Here is a 14,905-nt window from a genome sequence, read left to right as displayed (position 1 = left end):
GTATGACTCTTATACCAATTGTAGTTGAACAAACTAGTCGCGGTGAGCGGGCTTATGACATATATTCAAGGCTAGTAAAAGAAAGAATAATTTTCGTAACTGGCCCTATTGAAGACAACATGGCCAGCGTAATAGTAGCACAGCTTTTATTTTTAGAATCGGAAAATCCTGATAAAGACATTCATATGTATATTAATTCGCCAGGCGGTGTTGTAACTGCTGGTTTATCAATCTACGATACAATGCAGTACATAAGGCCAGACGTTTCAACTTTATGTATAGGTCAAGCTGCATCTATGGGTTCTTTGTTGCTTGCAGCTGGTGCGAAAGGTAAGCGCCACTCTCTACCTCATTCAAGAATTATGATACATCAACCATCTGGTGGTTATCAAGGTCAAGCAACTGATATAGAAATACATGCTAAGGAAATTTTGCGAATTAAGAAAAAGCTAAATCAAATTTATGAAAAACATACTGGGCATTCACTCAAGAAGATTGAAGGAATGATGGAAAGAGATAAATTTTTGGATCCTATAGAAGCAATGGAACTTGGCTTGATTGATAAAGTAATAGCTGAGCGTAAAGATATTAAGATTGAAAACATTAAAGTTAAACAAAAGGTAGTTTAATGGATAACAATAATGATTTACACTACTGTTCTTTTTGTAACAAGGCACAAAACGAAGTAGATAAATTGATTACTAACTCTTCAGATGGTTTAAAGGTGTTCATTTGTAATGAATGCATAGAGTTATCCCATAAAGCAATAAGTCAAAAGAAAGAGAGAGCTTTTAATTCAGATCATATATCTGATATGAAGCTATTACTAAAGAAACCTGAAGATATAAAAATTTTTCTTAGTAAGCATGTTGTAGGTCAGGAACATGCGCAACACGTTTTATCTGTGGCTATGTATAACCATTGTCAATCCATGGTGCAACTTCATTCTATAAGTGATATTGAAATTGAGAAGTCAAATATAATGCTTATTGGCCCTACTGGTTCTGGTAAGACTTTGCTAGCAAAAACACTTGCTAAAGTTTCAGATGTGCCATTTGCTATGGCCGATGCGACAACTTTGACTGAGGCAGGTTATGTAGGTGATGATGTAGAAAGCGTGTTGTCACGTCTATTACAAGCTGCAAATTATGATGTTGCAAAGGCACAGCATGGTATAGTGTTTATCGATGAAATAGACAAGATCACAAGAAAGTCTGAAAGCGCTTCAATAACCCGTGATGTTTCAGGTGAAGGGGTCCAACAAGCTCTACTAAAAATCATGGAAGGTACGGTTGCTTATGTTCCTCCACAAGGAGGGCGAAAACACCCACAACAAGAGTTTATACAAGTAGACACTAGTAACATACTATTTATTTGTGGAGGAGCTTTTGAAGGCCTAAATAAAATTATTGAGGCAAGAAAAAAGGGAACATCAGTTGGCTTTGGAGCGGATATAAGTCAGTCTAAAGCACAAAAGAAAAAAAATGCTTTACGCGATGTTCAACCTGAGGACTTAATCAAATTCGGTTTGATACCCGAATTTGTAGGACGGGTTCCAATAACTGCTGTTCTAGATGAGCTGGATCACGAGGATTTAATACATGTGTTGACAGAGCCAAGAAATGCGCTAGTAAAACAATATAAAGCATTGCTTGCATTTAGTAAAGTAAACCTTGAGTTTTCAGATGAAGCAATATCAGCTATTGCTAAAAAAGCTATAAGCTATAAAACAGGTGCAAGGATGTTACGTGCTATCTTAGAGTCACTTTTGCTTGATGTTATGTATATATCCGGCAATGGAGGTTTTGAAGGTAGCGCTATAACGGTTACTAAGAAAATGGTAGAATTAGGTAAAGCGACGATTAATCATAATAATAAGGGTAGTGTTATAACGGTTAATGATTAATTTGAGGCATATATTATGAGTATTGGACGTGCTGTAAACTTTAATTCTACTGTATTACCAGTATTACCTCTAAGAGATGTAGTAATTTTTCCAAATATAATGTTGCCTTTATTCGTAGGTAGAGAAAAATCTGTTCATGCACTAGAGTATGCAATAAGTAGCAGTAGTCACCAAAACGAGATTTTTCTCATAGCACAAAAAGATGGTTCTATTGATAATCCAGAGCCAGAGAATCTTTATGAAGTAGGCGTGTTAGCAAACATTATACAACCATTAATAAAACTGCCTGACAATGCAGTAAAAGTCATGATTCATGGGGTAAGAAGGGGAAGAGTTATAGAATATATTAGCTCTCACACTTTGTTACAGGCCAGAGTAGCGTTAGATGGTCATTATGAGTATGGAGAAAATGAAGATAATATTGATTTAGAAGCTTTAAGGCGTTCTGTTATAGATGCATTCGACAATTGGTGTAAACTAAGCAAGAAAAGTCGACCCGAGATTATTATTGACCCCATTGATCAAGTTAAAGAGGTTAATCAAATTGTAGATATGATAGCTTCGCACTTAAATATAAAGGTATCAGATAAGCAAAACATACTTGAAGTTTATAACCCAAAAGAGCGTTTAAAAAAAGTTTTTGCTCTTATTGAGAGAGAAATAAGTATTTTGAGTGCACAAAACCGCTTGTATAAGACAATTAAATCACAGGTTGAAAGTACTCAAAAAGTTTACTACCTTAATGAGCAATTAAAAGCTATACAGAAAGAATTAGGTGAGTTTGAAAATGGAGATGAAGGGAATATACTCAATGAATTTGAAAAAAAGATAAATGAAACAAAGCTTTCTGAGGAAGCAAAAGAGAAAGCCATAACTGACTTAAAGAGATATAAGAAAATGAATCCCATTTCTCCTGAAGCAACAGTTATATCTAGTTACTTGCATTGGTTGCTTGATTTGCCATGGGGAAAGTACAAAGATGCAAAAATTAACTTAAATGCGGCTAAAAAAATCTTAGATGAAAATCATTATGGCATAGAGAAAGTAAAAGATAGAATAATAGAATTTTTAGCAGTATTAAAGAGAGTAAAAGAGATAAAGGGTCCTATACTTTGCTTAGTTGGACCACCTGGTGTTGGTAAAACTTCTTTAGCTAAGTCTATGGCAAAAGCAGTAGGAAGAGATTTTGTTCGCATATCTCTTGGTGGTATACGTGATGAGTCTGAAATACGAGGACACAGGAAAACTTATATTGGCTCAATGCCTGGTAAAATCATTCAACACATGAAAAAAGCTAATTCATGCAACCCGCTTTTCCTGCTTGATGAAATAGATAAGATGGGTTCTGATTCGCGTGGTGATCCTGCATCTGCATTACTTGAGGTTTTGGATACTGAGCACAATAAACATTTTACAGATCATTACTTGGAAGTTGAGTTTGATCTTTCAAGTGTAATGTTTGTAGCCACAGCAAATAGCTTAAATTTACCGCATCCTTTGCGTGATAGGATGGAAATTATACAATTATCTGGGTATACCGAAGACGAGAAGATCAGTATTGCTACACATCACCTTATTCCAAAATTAAAAAAAGAGCATGGTTTGCATCAGAAGGAGTGGGAAATAACCAATGAAGCATTATACGAGTTGATACGTTTATATACACGTGAAAGCGGCGTGCGAAGCATGGAAAGGGAACTTGCAAAACTCATGAGAAAGGCAGTTAAAGCAATATTAACTGATAAAAATAAGAAAATATCCGTAGAGACTGGTAATTTACAAGATTATCTAGGGGTACGTAAGTATACCTTTGGCATTGCAGAAAATGAGAGTTTGGTAGGGATAGTAACTGGTCTTGCCTATACTGAAACAGGTGGTGATATTTTAATGATAGAGTCAGTCCTAATTCCGGGCAAGGGGGAAATAAAATACACAGGAAAGCTTGGAGAGGTTATGCAAGAGTCTATAAAAGCTGCGTATAGTTATGTGCGATCAAATTGTTTATTTTTCGGTATAAAACCCGAAAAATTTCAAAATAATGATATACATTTGCATGTACCTGAGGGTGCTGTGCCAAAAGATGGTCCCTCTGCTGGCAGTGCAGTATGTACATCTATTGTTTCTCTTATGACAAATATACCAGTTAACAAAAGTGTTGCTATGACAGGTGAAGTAACATTGCGTGGTAGAGTGTTGGCTATTGGGGGTTTGAGAGAAAAATTGCTTGCTGCGCTAAGAGGATCAATCAAAACTGTGATTATACCAAGTGAAAATGAGAAAGATATGCAAGAGATTCCTGCAAATATAAAAGAAGAAATCAATGTAATTTTTGCTGAGAATATTGATGAAGTTATAAAAGTTGCTTTGATGCACCCTATTACTTCAATTGATGATAATAACGAAATTAGTGTGTCTACCTCCATAGAAAATAAGGATAATACCTTCCCTTCATCAGAAACATTAAAGCACTAAATTGAAAAGGTTTATGCAATTTTCGTTTCTTTTTTTTAACCTCAAAGCTCTGATTTGAATATATAAATTACAAGTAACATATATGGCAATTTCATAAGTTCATTTTTCAAGCATATATTGCAATATCTCACTAGCAATTGCAACATCTTGGCGTGGAGTTTTACCATGTTCTATAAACACTGAGATTGCATAGCGCGGATCATGGTAGGGGCCATAAGCGATAAACAATTTATGACTTTCACCTTTAGAGTTTATCTCTGGTGTTCCGGTTTTGCCAGCAATTTGTATACTGCCTAGTCCTTTTCTATAGTTAGAATTCACCACGTCAAACATAGCTTTTCGAACCACACTAAGATGCTCATGATTCACATCAATATCAAGAAAGTCTTGCCCTGATTTACTCATCTCAATGTGGGGAATTACCTCCTTTCCTGTTGCAACCCTCGCTGCAAGAACTGCAAGCTGTAATGGCGTTGTAAGTAAATACCCTTGTCCTATAACTAAGTTAATGGTATCACCTAAATACCACTCTGAATATAGCTTGCGTGCACGCCAATCCACATCAGGCAACAATCCCGGAGCTTCTTCCTTAAACATTCCAATTAATGGTCCACTTCCTATACCAAATTTGCTAGCCATTTCTAGTAGAGAATCTACATTTATTTTTTTTCCTATATTATAAAAGTAAGTGTTGCATGAGAAGGCCATTGCCTCGTTTAAAGATACATATCCATGGACTTTGCTTTTTAGGCAACGAAATTTTCGTTCACCTATTTTCATATAGCCCCTACACGAGAACTTTTCTTCTGGTGTTATTATTCCATCTTTTAAACCCGCAAGCGCATCTATTATTTTAAATATTGAACCAGGTGGAATTTGATATGATAATGCACGGTTTACAAGCGGTAATGAAGGATTATTTAAATTTTTCCAAGTTTCATTTGATAATCTGCTAGTGAAAAGATTATTATCGTAAGAAGGTGAATTATATAATGCTAAAATTTCTCCGTTATTTACATCAATTACCACTGTGGAACCTTGGTGGTCTTTAAATATCTCTGCAATTTTCTTCTGTAAATCAACATCAATTGTCAGCTGTATATCTTGTCCGTCTTGCTGCGGTATGCTAGATAACTCTCTCATGATACGCTTCTTAGAATTTATTTCCTGCTCAGATTTTCCGGTCTTGCCTTTTAATACATGATCATATGTATATTCAATTCCACTAACCCCTGCTTCATTTATGTCTTGCTGTCTTTTTGTATATCCGATTATATGAGAACATATCGAACCAAACGGGTAATAACGTTTATAAAGAGCAGTTATTTTTGTATCTGATGATTTTGTTGCATCAGGTTTAATTTCTGATAACATCTGCAAATCAACTTCCCTAGTAAAGGTTTTTTGCCCATCAAATAAAACAATATACGAAATTTTGTTTACTGCGAGTTCAACGCTATTCCTATCCAAAATTCTGCCTCGTTTAGGAATGATAGTAACAATTTTTGTCCTATTATTATTAGATAGCACTTCGTATTTTTGTCTATCTCGTACTTGTAAAGTATACAACCTACAACTAAAAATAGCAGAAATAGTAAGCTGAATACCACCTAATATGAATGCCCTGCGGTTGAAGACCTTGTTTTTTGTCCACATAGAATTCCTTTAGAACGCACTCATCCTCCTTTTATTGGCACATTTCTAGCTTTCACTACATCACAAACCCTTTCTTCCCACTCACTTAAGGTAACAAGTTTGTAACCCGATTTTTTTAGTATTTCAATAATCTGAGGTAAAGCTTCAACTGTATTTGATTTGTTATCGTGATCATGGAACAATATAATCGCTCCATTATGTACATTGCTTAAAACTCTTTCAACCAAAATCTCTGATTTATCACCTTGCCAATCCAGAGAATCAACTGTCCATAGTATGGAACACATATTTAATCGATTAGTATTTTCGATCAAATTATCATTGTGACATCCATATGGTGGACGAAACCATTTTACATTCTGTTCTGTTACATTTTTAATTGCCACATTTGTCTTTTCCAGTTCTTGCAATTGCTCCTCACTTGAAAGTGATGTCAACTTCCTATGCGACCAAGAGTGATTGCCTAACTCATGACCTGCTTCATGGATTTTCTTTACTATCTCATATGTTTTTTTATTTATACGTCCACCAAGCACAAAAAATGTCGCTTTTGTTTTATTGCTCTCCAGAATATTAATAATATCTCCTGCTCTATTATAAGACGGTCCATCATCAAACGTAAGTGCAACAAACTTATCTTTGTTATTCAATAATTTCTTTATATTACTTAAATTTCTATATGATAGATCCAAATCACAACTGAGCCCACGATATGGTAAGTTAAAGTTACAATCACTACAGAAAACTGCGCTTGAATATAGCAAAAGAAAAGCGATTATTCTTATAAACATATATAATCAGCAAAGTGATAGAGTACTACACTTTTTTGCTAAATTAAACCACTTTTAACAGCTACCGTTTACTTCGTTACTTTATCAATATACTATATTAATAACTTTATATAATATAGTATGATTGCAAATATAAATACCGTTGCACTTCAGGGAACCAGCACAGTAAATGTTAATGCACAAATTCACATGGCAAATGGTATTCCAGCTTTTAATATTGTTGGACTGCCGGATAAAACTGTTGCAGAATCCAGAGAGCGCATCAGAGCAGCGTTAAATTCAATCAATCTTCTGTTACCTCCAAAAAGGATTACGGTTAATCTTTCCCCTGCGGATTTGCTTAAAGAAGGTAGTCATTATGATTTAGCTATTGCTGTTGGATTACTTGTTGTAATGAATGTGATACCAGTTGAAAAAGTTCAGTCTTATATAATTATGGGCGAGCTTGCACTAGACAGCAGAGTCATACCAATCTCAGGAGTACTTCCAACAGCAATCAATGCAAAACAGGCAAATAAAGGAGTAATTTGCCCAAGGGGAAATGGAGTAGAAGCTTTATGGGTAAAGAATGTTTCTATTCTGGCTATAGAGAAATTAACCGATATTATCAGACATTTTAAGGGTGAGCAGTTAATTCAGCCGGTAACTTTTAACTATAGCGCTGCACCCAAAGAAAAAAATTCAGTTCCAGATATAAAGGATATTAAAGGTCAAGTTGTTGCAAAAAGAGCAGCTGAAATTGCAGCAGCAGGTGGACACAATATGCTCCTTGTTGGACCTCCTGGTACTGGAAAATCAATGCTTGCTAAGCGATTTATAGGGCTATTACCTGATTTGACTGAGCAGGAGATGATTGATGTTAATATTATCTCTAGCATAACAAAAGCCGGTAACGAAACATTTAAAGTAACTCGTCCCTTTCGTGAACCTCATCACTCATGCTCGATGTCAGCGATGATAGGAGGAGGGAAAAATGCAAAGCCTGGGGAAATCACCATGGCTCACAATGGTGTGTTATTTCTTGATGAGCTACCTGAATTTCCAAGGCTTGTGCTTGATTCTCTACGTCAACCACTTGAAGATAGAAAAGTCACTATCGCAAGGGCAAATGCTCACATTACTTATCCAGCTAATTTTCAACTTATAGCTGCAATGAATCCCTGCAGGTGCGGTTATTTAGGTGATGCAAGTAGATCGTGCAACAAAGCTCCAAAGTGTGGCACAGATTACAAAAACAAAATATCAGGACCATTGCTTGATAGAATAGACATATGCATTGAAATGCCAAACGTTAGCATACTTTCTCCTGAAATCTCTGTGGAGGGAGAAAGTACCGAGGCTATAAGAGGAAGGGTGATAGCAGCGAGAAAAATTCAAACTGAGCGTTATAGTAAATTTAATATTCGTTGCAATGCAGAAGTCAGTGGTGAAGCATTAAATAAATTCACTGAACCAGATCAGGAAGGGTTAGAATTGCTAAAATACGTACTGAAAGAAAATTACATTTCCAATCGAGGCTATACACGTGTATTAAGAGTCGCAAGAACCATTGCAGATCTTGCGAAAAGTGAGGAAATAAAAAGAGCACACATTGCAGAAGCGCTGAATTACAGAATAAGAATGTATAAATAAATTAATCTGCTTGACAGAAAACTTTTTTTGCCATATACTGCCATTAGTGAAATTTTAATATTTTAGGAGTAGGTTTATGCCAATAATAGACAGAATGAAAGAGAAAGTTAAAAATGTTCGTAATCAAGGCTACAATTTTGTAACAGGACATAAAGGTGAGACAATTGGTATTTCTTTAGCAGTTATAGCAGTAGCTTCACTTACAGCTGCTTATCTCTTAAGTCCAGCTTATGCAACTTTTGTTGGTACAGTTGGAACAAAAGCTGCAACACTTGTTAGTCCTGCTATTACTGCAATGTCTGCATTTGCAGTTGCTCATCCACTCATTGCTAGTTTGGTAGTTCTTGCTGCAGTAGCAGCTTTAATAACTGCACCTGTGTATGCATATAAAAACAGTAATAAGGCAGCTCAAATTGAAGATCTCAATAAAGCGAATAATGATAAGGCAAGCCAAATTGGGAAAGCAGGTGAATTGCTTAATGGTGAAGCACCAGAAACCAAATTAAACGAGATCATACAAATACTTGGGGTACAAAAAGGAACTGCGAAAAGCTAGTAGCAGTTTTCAATAAAAAGGGATAGGCTTCTATCCCTTTTTCACAATTTTTTTTTGCATCTTAAGCAGTGTTATTTAAAAGTCTGTAATCATTACATCTATTAATAATGTTAAGAATAAGTAAATCTTGTTTACTGTTTGCGTATGTCAAAATGAAAAATGTTTGCATATTGTTAAAAAAGCAGTAACTTGTTATCAAGTGAATTCACTAATATTTGAGTAAAATTTAAATGTCAATCGACCTTAGTTTACCAGAGCTACCTGTATTACACCCAAGGATTACCGTTGTGGGAGTGGGTGGTGCTGGCGGAAATGCTGTAAACAACATGATTCAATCCAATTTACAAGGAGTAAATTTTGTTGTAGCAAATACCGATGCTCAAGCGTTAGAGAAGTCATTATGTGATAAAAAAATTCAACTTGGTATTAACTTAACTAAGGGCCTTGGTGCTGGTGCTTTGCCTGATGTTGGTAAAGGTGCAGCAGAAGAATCAATTGATGAAATTATGGAGCATATAAAAGATAGCCATATGCTCTTTATCACAGCAGGGATGGGTGGTGGTACTGGAACAGGTGCTGCACCGGTAATTGCAAAAGCAGCCAGAGAAGCAAGAGCGGTAGTTAAAGATAAAGGAGCAAAAGAAAAAAAGATACTGACTGTTGGAGTTGTAACTAAGCCGTTCGGTTTTGAAGGTGTGCGACGTATGCGCATTGCAGAGCTTGGACTTGAAGAGTTGCAAAAATATGTAGACACACTTATTGTCATTCCCAATCAAAATTTATTTAGAATTGCTAACGAGAAAACTACATTTGCTGACGCATTTCAACTCGCCGATAATGTTCTGCATATTGGCATAAGAGGAGTAACTGATTTGATGATCATGCCAGGACTGATTAATCTTGATTTTGCTGATATAGAAACAGTAATGAGTGAGATGGGTAAAGCAATGATTGGTACTGGAGAGGCAGAAGGAGAAGATAGGGCAATTAGTGCTGCAGAAGCTGCGATATCTAATCCATTGCTTGATAATGTATCAATGAAAGGTGCGCAAGGAATATTGATTAATATTACTGGTGGTGGAGATATGACTCTATTTGAAGTTGATTCTGCAGCAAATAGAGTGCGTGAAGAAGTGGATGAAAATGCAAATATAATATTTGGTGCTACTTTTGATCAGGCGATGGAAGGAAGAGTTAGAGTTTCTGTTCTTGCAACTGGCATTGATAGCTGTAACGACAATTCATCTGTTAATCAAAACAAGATCCCAGCAGAGGAAAAAAATTTTAAATGGCCTTATAATCAAATTCCAATATTAGAAACAAAAGAATATGCTTCAACTGAGCAAACAAATGAAAGAGTTAAGTGGGGCAGCAATGTTTATGATATACCAGCTTATTTAAGAAGAAAAAAATAATGCAATTTTGGCTACTAAAGTCAGAACCAAGTGAATACTCGTGGCAAAAAATGGGAAAGGAGCAGGTGACGCAGTGGAATGGTGTATGCAATTATCAAGCTCAAAATTACATGAGAGCTATGAAATTAGGCGATCTTGCATTTTTTTATCATACAGGTAAAGAGAGAGTTATACTTGGAATAGTTGAAGTATTAAAGGAGTATTATCATGTTTATAATTCCAAATTTGGACTAGTGAATGTAAAATTTTTGAAACCTTTAAGTAACCAAGTGACGTTAAACAGTATAAAACAAAACCCACTTTTGAAAAATATGGTTATATTAAAACAATCACGTTTATCAGTTTCTCCGGTTTTAGAGACTGAGTGGAATGAAATAATAAGGATGAGTAATGTGTAATACCTATTGCAAAACAATATTACCTCAGCACACAACATACAGCTGTATGAGTGTTTGTTTCGAAGTAGCCAATTTTGCATCAAACACAAAGCAGTGCTTGACACTGGAATCCAGCTGTAATGCAACCACATTAAAAATGTTGTGTTTTAATATAGCTTTTATATTCACTCACCTAATGTCTAATCAGAATTCCTGGATCCCAGACTGGGATGACATACTTCTAGTGTACAATATTCGTATAGTTGTGTGTATGATACGATGGTCTATAATTCTTCTTTTTTTGGTTCCAATGTCAAGTGATGGGATAATGTCCTTTCTGGTGCTTTATTCATGTTAGAAGTAAATATTCTTGATAAGAGGTGGCATAGTATTACGAAGGACCCACAGAGTTTTGTATTAAATATTATTAATGCTTCTCTAAAAGAATTAAAAATAGATCATTATAAACCAAATATATCAATAGCTCTCGCTGATGATAACTTGCTACATCAACTTAATCTTAAGTTTAGAGAAATAGATAAGCCAACTAATGTACTATCATTTCCATGCGAACAGTTATCTAGTGAATGTGATCTAGGAGACATAGCAATTGCAGTAGATACAATAGAAAGAGAGTCTCATGAGTACTGTATATCTATCCTCACTCACACTGCACACATGTTAGTTCATGGATTGCTGCATTTACTTGGCTATGATCATCAAAAAGAAGATGAAGAAATTATAATGAAAAGTTTAGAGAGCAAGATTTTAGCTTTGCTTGAATTTGAAAAGGAAAAGTATGGTAGATAATACCAAAATATGTTATTTACAAAAAAGGGGTTTTAGCTGTAAAAGGTAAGCAATATGGTTCAGTTTTCTTTACCAAAAAATTCTAAAGTTAATAAAAAGGGCAAGATTTATCCTACTCCTACTGGAGCAAAAAATATTAGAAGATTTCAAATTTATCGTTGGTCTGCTGATGATGATAAAAATCCAAGAATAGACACATTTTTTATCGATATGGATAATTGTGGCCCTATGGTACTTGATGTATTAATAAAAATAAAGGATGAAATAGATTCAACCTTAACTTTTAGACGCTCTTGCAGAGAAGGAATATGCGGATCTTGTGCAATGAATATTGATGGTACCAACACTCTTGCATGCACTAAATCTATACATGATATAAAAGGTGAAGTAAAAATATATCCACTACCTCATATGTATATAGTAAAGGATCTAGTTCCAGATCTAAGCCAATTTTATGAGCAATACAAATCGATTAAACCTTGGTTACAAACAGATAAATCTGCCTTACAAAATAAAGAATACTTTCAATCTCCTGAAGATAGAAAAAAATTGGATGGTCTGTCTGATTGTATACTATGTGCTTGCTGTTCGACTGGTTGCCCAAGCTATTGGTGGAATGGTGATAAATTTTTAGGGCCAGCGATATTACTGCAAGCTTATAGATGGATTGCTGACAGTCGTGATAATAAGAAAGAAGAAAGACTTGCTTCTTTAAACGACCCATTTAAGTTGTATCGTTGTCATACAATAATGAATTGTACAAAAACCTGCCCGAAAGGGCTTAACCCAGCAAAAGCGATAGCGAAAGTAAAACAGCTTATGGTAGAGAGAGAAGGAATTTGAGTGTTATTTCTGGCACTCTTCGTAAGAAAATAGTAGACCCTCTGAAGCATAGGGTATTGTTAATACTCTAAACGTTCTTCCATTCATGAAATGTATTGTTTCACCATATGATTCCAGTAATCTTTTGAACAACTCATGTCTTTGATTATTAATAGTTTGAAAATCCTTTTTTCCTAAAAGCTTTTTAGATTCAAATAGGTGAAGCATAATCTCGTGATAAGTTGGATAAGACTCCAAAAATTTTGGATCAAACTGAAAAGTTTTTATAAAAGCATTATTATAAAATTTTAGCTTTTGATTCTTACTATATATCGCCACAGCAATCGATAGCTTCTCAAGCAAACTTTCTTGTGCAGCTAAACAATTGCTTAGCTCAGTATGTAATTTTTTTTCATCACTAATATCTTTTCCATACATTACTATGCTATTAGAATTTTGCACTGGAACTTCAACAAAATTAAAAACCTTAGGTTCGTTCTTGTAAGTTATTACACACTCTCCTGGTTTTACGTTATAGGAGCCACTCGCAACAGTAAATTTTTTAGAGCTGCCTATATATTTATCATAAAATAAGTTATAAAACCTTACTTTTTTATTCTTATTGTGCTTCAGTATTGGAAATGGTAAAGAGTCAAAAATTTTTTTATAGCTCTCCAATTCTCGCATAAGCTTACTATTTTCTAACTCAAGTTCATTAGCTTTTATCTTATAATCGGAGATATTCCTTATCCATAACAACACACCAATCACATTATTAGAATAATCTATTATGCTTTTACCATAACATGTGCAATAAACCTCACTGTCTTTTGACTTTAAATCTAGAGTAAAAGATTTATTTATTTCCTTTGCCTCAGCAAAACTTTTAATTAAGCTTTCTGATTGCTCAAAAAAATTTACAAACTCATTAAATGAATAAAAAACAGTATTAAGCAAAATTAGTAAATTGGGAGAAAATTTTTCTATACGTTTTTTTGCGTCCCAAATATAAAATCCATCATTCACAGTATCTATTAAATTATTTATGATAACATTTTGATGTTGTAAGTCCTTAATTTTATTACTAATTTTTAATTTAGAATATGAGAAAAAGAAGAATACTAGAATTAGTAGTAAAACTATTTCATACAAAAAAAACATAGTATTCTAAAACAAATATAAAAATTTGTAACCTCTCAGCAAAGAGATTGTACTGAAGAGGTATATAAGTGAAGATTGCCCAATACCCTAAAGCCTAATCTCTTATAAAGGTTTACAGAAGGTTTCATGCAATGTGCTACTATGTATTTGCACTCAAATTGCCTAGCTATCTTTATTCTTTCTAGAACCATTTGAGTTCCTATTCCACGACCCCTGTAAATTGGTAAAACTCCATCGCTATAAAAACCAGCTATGCTGTCTTGAATATAAAGACCGCATGTTCCAACAATTTCGTTATTTAGCATTACAAGAAAAAATCTTAACCTTGAGCTCTTATCATCATAATTCGATAATTGGCGAAAAAATGTGCTAACAATACTAATTCTATGATAAAAAATTTTAGAAGTGTGTAAATCTAATTGCTCTAAGAGCTCACTACTATTTACAACATTGAACTTCAAATTTGGAACAGCATCATCAGGCAAAAAATAATCTTTTATATTGAGTAAAACTTTTTTTGGTGTGCTAACGTGTTTTATTTCGCATTTTTCTAAAATACCCCCTATTTTTATACGTGGACTTATTATCCATGTTGCTTCTATATTTCGTGCTTTGAGATAATCTAGAGTTCTGCATATGGAAAGCTCAGTACATTGATCTTCACAAAACACAAAATTAAATAACGATTCTCTGGTACCATTTACTGTAAATATAACATTATCAAATTCGTCATGTATTTCCCACTTGGACAAATTCGTTGCATAAAGTATATAATCCTTTAGGTTCTGAATAATTAAGCTTGAATAACAAATTTTTTTATTCTGCATAAACCAACAATAAACAATAAAAGGCTCCTATAAAAACAAAGGCTAAAATTGCAGCTACAACATCATCTAGCATAATACCTAAAGGACCTTTTGTATTTTTATCAATCAAATTTATAGGCCACACTTTTATTATATCAAAAAACCTAAAGGAGAAAAAGCACACCAACAATACAGAGCTATTCATTTCTTGTTCTAATAATATTGAAACTAGAAGTACTGTCAGCAATTGACCAACTACTTCATCAATTACTACCTCTTTTGGATCATGCGGAGCTTTGTAATGTTGTATATAATTGCCTGTAGACCATAATCCAACTAAGAATAAAAAAAAAATAATTGCTGTACCTAAAATTCTGTCATTGAGTAATATAGGAACAATTGGGTAAGCAGCCAAGCTGCCTATAGTACCTGGCATGTGTTTTACCGTGCCAGATAGCCACCATGTTGATATTAATTTATATAAAAATTTCACAATATACC

14 protein-coding genes are annotated in these 14,905 nt (G+C 34.4%); 9 read left to right on the top strand and 5 right to left on the bottom strand.

Annotated features, from left to right (window positions below; translation table 11 throughout):
• Positions 1-2 precede the first annotated feature (2 nt).
• Genes clpP through lon form a run of 3 tightly spaced genes read left to right on the top strand, consistent with a single transcriptional unit; the run spans position 3 to position 4,378 of the window.
• Entirely contained in the window at positions 3-629 is a 627-nt protein-coding gene (gene clpP / locus OPR30_RS01570) for an ATP-dependent Clp endopeptidase proteolytic subunit ClpP (RefSeq protein WP_252153872.1), read from the top strand.
• Positions 629-1,906 (top strand): ATP-dependent Clp protease ATP-binding subunit ClpX, encoded by a 1,278-nt coding sequence (gene clpX / locus OPR30_RS01565; protein ID WP_265030959.1) that lies wholly within the window; start codon positions 629-631, stop codon positions 1,904-1,906. The genes clpP and clpX overlap by 1 nt, the downstream gene beginning before the upstream one ends.
• 15 nt (positions 1,907-1,921) lie before the next feature.
• Entirely contained in the window at positions 1,922-4,378 is a 2,457-nt protein-coding gene (gene lon / locus OPR30_RS01560; protein WP_007302001.1) for an endopeptidase La, read from the top strand.
• Positions 4,379-4,477: 99 nt separating this feature from the next.
• Here lon and OPR30_RS01555 read toward each other — a convergent pair whose 3' ends face one another.
• Complete coding sequence (locus OPR30_RS01555; protein ID WP_265030958.1) at positions 4,478-6,034, bottom strand: penicillin-binding transpeptidase domain-containing protein; 1,557 nt, start codon at positions 6,032-6,034, stop codon at positions 4,478-4,480.
• Between the two features lie 20 nt (positions 6,035-6,054).
• Positions 6,055-6,825 carry a polysaccharide deacetylase family protein gene (locus OPR30_RS01550; protein WP_265030957.1) on the bottom strand — a complete coding sequence of 257 codons (771 nt, stop codon included), beginning with the start codon at positions 6,823-6,825 and terminating at the stop codon, positions 6,055-6,057.
• Between the two features lie 120 nt (positions 6,826-6,945).
• On the opposite strand from OPR30_RS01550, the gene OPR30_RS01545 reads away from it, so the two are divergent.
• The 6 genes from OPR30_RS01545 (at position 6,946) to OPR30_RS01520 (ending at position 12,458) form a co-directional block, all read left to right on the top strand.
• Positions 6,946-8,457: a YifB family Mg chelatase-like AAA ATPase gene (locus OPR30_RS01545; protein ID WP_265030956.1), complete on the top strand. Its 1,512-nt coding sequence runs from the start codon at positions 6,946-6,948 to the stop codon at positions 8,455-8,457.
• 76 nt (positions 8,458-8,533) lie between these two features.
• Entirely contained in the window at positions 8,534-9,013 is a 480-nt protein-coding gene (locus tag OPR30_RS01540) for a hypothetical protein (protein ID WP_265030955.1), read from the top strand.
• Between the two features lie 230 nt (positions 9,014-9,243).
• Positions 9,244-10,428 (top strand): cell division protein FtsZ, encoded by a 1,185-nt coding sequence (gene ftsZ / locus OPR30_RS01535; protein WP_012481860.1) that lies wholly within the window; start codon positions 9,244-9,246, stop codon positions 10,426-10,428.
• Positions 10,428-10,826 carry an EVE domain-containing protein gene (locus OPR30_RS01530; protein WP_265030953.1) on the top strand — a complete coding sequence of 133 codons (399 nt, stop codon included), beginning with the start codon at positions 10,428-10,430 and terminating at the stop codon, positions 10,824-10,826. The genes ftsZ and OPR30_RS01530 overlap by 1 nt, the downstream gene beginning before the upstream one ends.
• A 330-nt stretch (positions 10,827-11,156) precedes the next feature.
• Positions 11,157-11,615 (top strand): rRNA maturation RNase YbeY, encoded by a 459-nt coding sequence (ybeY, locus tag OPR30_RS01525; protein ID WP_015587883.1) that lies wholly within the window; start codon positions 11,157-11,159, stop codon positions 11,613-11,615.
• Positions 11,616-11,669: 54 nt separating this feature from the next.
• Entirely contained in the window at positions 11,670-12,458 is a 789-nt protein-coding gene (locus tag OPR30_RS01520) for a succinate dehydrogenase iron-sulfur subunit (RefSeq protein ID WP_007302009.1), read from the top strand.
• Between the two features lie 3 nt (positions 12,459-12,461).
• Here OPR30_RS01520 and OPR30_RS01515 read toward each other — a convergent pair whose 3' ends face one another.
• From OPR30_RS01515 to OPR30_RS01505, 3 genes are read right to left on the bottom strand one after another with little or no spacing between them, the layout of a single operon-like run.
• Positions 12,462-13,598: a hypothetical protein gene (locus OPR30_RS01515; protein WP_007302010.1), complete on the bottom strand. Its 1,137-nt coding sequence runs from the start codon at positions 13,596-13,598 to the stop codon at positions 12,462-12,464.
• Positions 13,599-13,633: 35 nt separating this feature from the next.
• Entirely contained in the window at positions 13,634-14,425 is a 792-nt protein-coding gene (locus OPR30_RS01510) for a GNAT family N-acetyltransferase (protein WP_064085647.1), read from the bottom strand.
• Positions 14,415-14,897, bottom strand: a complete 483-nt coding sequence (locus tag OPR30_RS01505) for a phosphatidylglycerophosphatase A family protein (RefSeq protein ID WP_029237689.1) — start codon at positions 14,895-14,897, stop codon at positions 14,415-14,417. The genes OPR30_RS01510 and OPR30_RS01505 overlap by 11 nt, the downstream gene beginning before the upstream one ends.
• Positions 14,898-14,905 lie beyond the last annotated feature (8 nt).

This window comes from Wolbachia endosymbiont (group B) of Athalia cordata (assembly GCF_947251845.1).
Lineage (GTDB): Bacteria > Pseudomonadota > Alphaproteobacteria > Rickettsiales > Anaplasmataceae > Wolbachia.
The sequence above is the reverse complement of the archived record's forward strand: the minus strand, read 5'-3'. Positions and strand labels throughout refer to the sequence as shown.

Coding starts and splice junctions, on each gene's coding strand:
- clpP (WP_252153872.1), top strand. CDS start 3: ATGACTCTTATACCAATTGTAGTTGAACAAACTAGTCGCGGTGAGCGG.
- clpX (WP_265030959.1), top strand. CDS start 629: ATGGATAACAATAATGATTTACACTACTGTTCTTTTTGTAACAAGGCA.
- lon (WP_007302001.1), top strand. CDS start 1,922: ATGAGTATTGGACGTGCTGTAAACTTTAATTCTACTGTATTACCAGTA.
- OPR30_RS01555 (WP_265030958.1), bottom strand. CDS start 6,034: ATGTGGACAAAAAACAAGGTCTTCAACCGCAGGGCATTCATATTAGGT.
- OPR30_RS01550 (WP_265030957.1), bottom strand. CDS start 6,825: ATGTTTATAAGAATAATCGCTTTTCTTTTGCTATATTCAAGCGCAGTT.
- OPR30_RS01545 (WP_265030956.1), top strand. CDS start 6,946: ATGATTGCAAATATAAATACCGTTGCACTTCAGGGAACCAGCACAGTA.
- OPR30_RS01540 (WP_265030955.1), top strand. CDS start 8,534: ATGCCAATAATAGACAGAATGAAAGAGAAAGTTAAAAATGTTCGTAAT.
- ftsZ (WP_012481860.1), top strand. CDS start 9,244: ATGTCAATCGACCTTAGTTTACCAGAGCTACCTGTATTACACCCAAGG.
- OPR30_RS01530 (WP_265030953.1), top strand. CDS start 10,428: ATGCAATTTTGGCTACTAAAGTCAGAACCAAGTGAATACTCGTGGCAA.
- ybeY (WP_015587883.1), top strand. CDS start 11,157: ATGTTAGAAGTAAATATTCTTGATAAGAGGTGGCATAGTATTACGAAG.
- OPR30_RS01520 (WP_007302009.1), top strand. CDS start 11,670: ATGGTTCAGTTTTCTTTACCAAAAAATTCTAAAGTTAATAAAAAGGGC.
- OPR30_RS01515 (WP_007302010.1), bottom strand. CDS start 13,598: ATGTTTTTTTTGTATGAAATAGTTTTACTACTAATTCTAGTATTCTTC.
- OPR30_RS01510 (WP_064085647.1), bottom strand. CDS start 14,425: ATGCAGAATAAAAAAATTTGTTATTCAAGCTTAATTATTCAGAACCTA.